This is a genomic window from Natrinema soli (genome assembly GCF_028618695.1).
This window is the reverse complement of the sequence record NZ_JAQIVI010000560.1, coordinates 1-3,776: the sequence shown is the minus strand read 5'-3', so window position 1 is coordinate 3,776 and position 3,776 is coordinate 1. Positions and strand designations below refer to the sequence as shown.

Annotated in this window: 5 protein-coding genes and 1 pseudogene; 4 read left to right on the top strand and 2 right to left on the bottom strand. The window is 65.2% G+C overall.

Annotated elements, in window-relative coordinates; all coding sequences use genetic code 11:
- Window positions 1–1,040, bottom strand: a 1,040-nt coding sequence (locus PGX04_RS26570) for a Rieske (2Fe-2S) protein (protein ID WP_273741240.1), incomplete at its 3' end; no start/stop codon positions are given.
- 115 nt (window positions 1,041–1,155) lie between these two features.
- On the opposite strand from PGX04_RS26570, the gene PGX04_RS26565 reads away from it, so the two are divergent.
- The 3 genes from PGX04_RS26565 (at window position 1,156) to PGX04_RS26555 (ending at window position 2,078) form a co-directional block, all read left to right on the top strand.
- Window positions 1,156–1,479 (top strand): nuclear transport factor 2 family protein, encoded by a 324-nt coding sequence (locus PGX04_RS26565; RefSeq protein WP_273741239.1) that lies wholly within the window; start codon window positions 1,156–1,158, stop codon window positions 1,477–1,479.
- Window positions 1,480–1,607: 128 nt separating this feature from the next.
- The gene (locus PGX04_RS26560; protein ID WP_273741238.1) at window positions 1,608–1,799 is read left to right on the top strand and encodes a hypothetical protein; all 192 of its coding nucleotides are present in this window, start codon (window positions 1,608–1,610) and stop codon (window positions 1,797–1,799) included.
- A gap of 108 nt (window positions 1,800–1,907) precedes the next feature.
- Window positions 1,908–2,078: a hypothetical protein gene (locus tag PGX04_RS26555; RefSeq protein WP_273741237.1), complete on the top strand. Its 171-nt coding sequence runs from the start codon at window positions 1,908–1,910 to the stop codon at window positions 2,076–2,078.
- A gap of 57 nt (window positions 2,079–2,135) precedes the next feature.
- Here the strand turns inward: PGX04_RS26555 and PGX04_RS26550 are convergent, their stop codons facing one another.
- Window positions 2,136–3,329: an MBL fold metallo-hydrolase gene (locus tag PGX04_RS26550; RefSeq protein ID WP_273741236.1), complete on the bottom strand. Its 1,194-nt coding sequence runs from the start codon at window positions 3,327–3,329 to the stop codon at window positions 2,136–2,138.
- A 157-nt stretch (window positions 3,330–3,486) separates the two neighbouring features.
- Between PGX04_RS26550 and PGX04_RS26545 the strand changes: the two are divergent.
- A pseudogene (locus PGX04_RS26545) lies at window positions 3,487–3,776 on the top strand (stage II sporulation protein M); the annotation flags it as partial.

The following is a 3,776-nucleotide window of genomic DNA, read 5'->3' as shown; positions in this document are numbered from 1 at the left end:
CTCGCGAGGTCCTCGAGCCCGCTCGTCGCCGTCACGTCGCCGCCGTAGACGTCCTCGAGCAGCGCCACGAGATCGACCGGCTGTCGCCACGAGGACCGCTCGTCGCTACGGTCGGCGCTCGCGAGGGGGTCGATCAGACTCGCCAACGTCTCGTCCGCGTCGTCCCAGCCGACGCGCTCGAGGCACTCGAAGGCCGTGTTGGCGAAGTCGAGGACGTGCCCGCTCGAGAGGTAGGGGTGGTCGGTCGCGGCGGCGAAGAACAGTTCGGCCACCTCGGCCTCGGACCGGCCCGTCGCGACGGCCGTGCGGAGGCAGCGCTCCGCACCGTCGGCGTCGCGAACCTCGATGCAGTCCCGGAACCAGGATTTCAGTCTGTCGAAGGCCACCTCGTCGGTCGAGAACGACGGCTGATCGAAGTTCGGCGGCTGGTCCGCGCAGTCGTCCGCGACGTGGCGAACGCCGGTGTACAGCGCCCGCTTTCGGTCCGCCGGGTCGAGGTCGTCGATCACGTTCGTCATGCAGCCCAGGATGGTCAGTCCCGGTCCCCAGCCCGACTCCCGATATCGAGTTCCGAACTCGAGAGCGGTCCCCATCGGCTTTCGATAGTCGACGCCGGCATCCAATAGCCCGATCGTCGACTTCGCAACGACGAGTCGGAGGTTCTCCTCCAGTCCGGTCTCGAGGCGGTCCGCCCAGTGCTCATCGGGCGGTAACTCTCGAGGCGGGTTCGGGTTAACGAACACGGTACCGTCCCGGATTTCGGTCGGATACGTTCGGACGTCGTCGGCCCAGGGGTCGAACGTGTCGCCACAGGAGAGTTCGAACCGCGCGTGGTGCCAGTGACAGGTGAGGATGCCGTCCGCGACGCTCCCTTCGGAGAGGGGAAACCCCATGTGCGGACAGCGGTTGTCGACCGCTCGAACCTCCCCTTCGTGGTGGAAGAGCGCGATCGCCGCCCCGTCGATTGATACCAGCTCGCGGCCCGCCGCCTCGAGATCGTCCAGCGAAACTGTCGCCTGGAAGTCGTCTACCGTCGCCATATGTGAACAACCACCGTGCAGCTGTGTAAGGGTTCCCCGAACCCGACGTTCGAGTCGGTTCCTGGACCAGTCAGGAGAGTCGCACGCTTTTGTCGGTCGCGACGAAACGTCGGATATGGATTCGGCCGCTCTCGTCAGGCGATACTACGCAGCCCTCGACGAACACGACTACGACGCACTCGAGGACGTCCTCTCACCGGCGTTCGTCCAGCACCGTCCGGATCGGACCTTCGAGAATCGCGACGAGTTCATCGAATTCATGCGCGAGAAGCGGCCGAACCCGGACACCAGTCACGACCTCGAGTCGGTGATCGCCGGAGACGGTCGGATCGCGGTGCGCGGCCGCGTCATCGAGGAGGGCACGACGCTCTTCGAGTTCGCTGACTTCTTCGAAACCGACGGCAAACGGCTGGCCCGACTCGAGACATACTCGCGGTGACAGCGGGTATGGTATCGTGCGTTTCGTGTGCGAGTTCTCGAGCGGGTTCGGATGGCCTCCGTCTCGAATACGGACGCCGGAGAGTGACCTGCGCAAAGACTTTCAGGGTAACCAACCGTTCTGCGAACATGGTTCACTGCCCCGAATGCGAGGCGACCCTCGCGGAGCGCTCGGACATCGAGTTCGTGGAAACCGACGCGACGACCGGTTTTCTCGCCGCATCGAAACGGTTCTACGTGACGACCTGCGCCGCCTGCGGCGCGACGATCGGGAGCGGCATCGCAGGCGCGAAAGCCGGCGGTGGCGGCGGTGCAGTGTGAGAAGGGAACTGCCGTGTACAAGGAAGCGCTCTGTGTGCCGTGTAAGCGTGTAACGCATAAGTCGTGTGAGATGGTAAGAAATATAGTGCGTCTATCATATATTGCGCTATGGTCCACTGCCCTGAATGCGAAGCGACCCTTTCGGAGAAGACCGACGTCGAGTTCGTCGAAATGGATGCCACGACCGGGTTCTTCGCGGCGTCGAAGCGGTTCTATCTCGTCGCGTGCACCGAGTGCGGCGCGGCGATCGGAAGCGGTGTCGCCGGCGCGAAACACTAGCCTTCCCCACGACGAATCGGACCCTGCGGCCGGACGGGTTCCACCGGAGCGTTCGACTCACGCCGAGCAGTTGTTCGGCCCTAACTCGAGTTCGACTCGCTCCTCGGGCGACATGTCGGCCGCGCCGCGGTTGTACTCGATGATTTCTTCGTAGTTCGACGGCTTTTCACCGGCGTCGGCCATTCGTTCGATGAACGCGTCTTCCTCGAGGTCGAGCAGGTCGATCCCCGTCCGCGCGGCGCGGATGGTTGTCCGAATCGGCTCGCCTGGCGCGCCGTGTTCGAACTCGCCGTCTGCGGTGACCGTCACGTGCCCCGGAAGGACGACGAGGCTCTCGGGCTCGGCCAGAATCGTTCGGTGGAGCGTCTCGTAGAGCAGTCGAGCCCCTCTCTCCCCTTCATCCTCGCTCGCGGCTTCACCGCTCGCATCTTCCGAGTCGCGTAGCGCCTCGCTCTCTCCGAACTCGAGTTCCGTCCGGCCCGTCGAGTCGACGTGCAGCGTGTCCGCGGTCAGCAGCGCGTCGTCGTCCACCAGCAGATTGATCATCTCGCTGGTGTGGCCCGGCGCGGACACCGCCTTGATCTCGCGCTCGCCGACCGCGAGTACCTCGTTGCGCTCGAGCGGCGTGTACTCCCGTTCGACGTCGCGCTCGCTCGCGCGCTCGCCGAGATAGTACGGCACCTCGAGGTCGTCCGCCAGATCGCGACCGCCGGAAATGTGGTCGGCGTGCACGTGCGTGTCGATCACGCCGATAACGGTCAGGCCGGCTTCCTCGGCCGCGACCGCGTACTCGTCGGTGTCCGCGGTCGGATCGACGACGAGGGCCTCGCCCGTCTCCGCACAGCCGACGACGTAGCCCAGACACCCCTTCGCGCGCCGCTGGATCTGTACGATCGTCAGCCCGTCGTCCACGTCCATCTCCACTCGGTCGTAGACCCCGCTCCAGCCCTTCATGCCGCCGTCGACGGCAGCCACATCGTACTCGTCGGTCGCCGACTCGAGGCGCGTCGCGAGGTTGCCCGAGGAGAGCCCCTTCGCGCAGACGGTGATGACGCGGTCGGCGTCACCGACGACGGCCTGGAGGTCCTCGAGTCGGCCGTCCAGTTCCTCCTCGGGACCGAACGGGAAGTGGAGCGCGCCCGCGATGTGCCAGGACTCGTAGCTGTCTTCGGGTCGGGTATCGACGAGCGCGAAATCGGCGTTCTCGTCTTGCAGCTCGGCGAGCCGTTCGGGCGAGATTGTGGTGACCATACATTACCGTACGACGACGAGGGATGTAAATAGTGAGGCGTCAGTCTCCGGGGTCGCTATCGATATCACGGCATCGAATCATCCGCTCTATCGACCGATCACATCTCCCGGTCGCTGAGAGCGTTCATTTAACTGATACGCCGTCTAACGGTCGAGTATGTCCCTCTCCGATTTCGTCGCCGCCGTCGTCGCCGTCCTCCGTCGTCGTCCGGCCGATCTCCTCCCGCTGTACCTGCTCGGCGTCGCGATCCCCGCGATCGTCCGCGTCGTTCCGTTTCTCGCGATCGGCATCGCCTATCTCTACCTCTCGAGGTCCGGACGCCTCGAGTCGATCCAGGCCCTCGCGGCCGAACTCGACTCGCCGCCGAGTCCCGACGCCGATCCCGAGGCGTTCGACGCGTGGGCGAGCGGCCTCGAGCCGATCGTCGACCAGTTGCTGACGCTCCC

Coding starts and splice junctions, on each gene's coding strand:
- PGX04_RS26550 (WP_273741236.1), bottom strand. CDS start 3,329: ATGGTCACCACAATCTCGCCCGAACGGCTCGCCGAGCTGCAAGACGAG.
- PGX04_RS26555 (WP_273741237.1), top strand. CDS start 1,908: ATGGTCCACTGCCCTGAATGCGAAGCGACCCTTTCGGAGAAGACCGAC.
- PGX04_RS26565 (WP_273741239.1), top strand. CDS start 1,156: ATGGATTCGGCCGCTCTCGTCAGGCGATACTACGCAGCCCTCGACGAA.
- PGX04_RS26560 (WP_273741238.1), top strand. CDS start 1,608: ATGGTTCACTGCCCCGAATGCGAGGCGACCCTCGCGGAGCGCTCGGAC.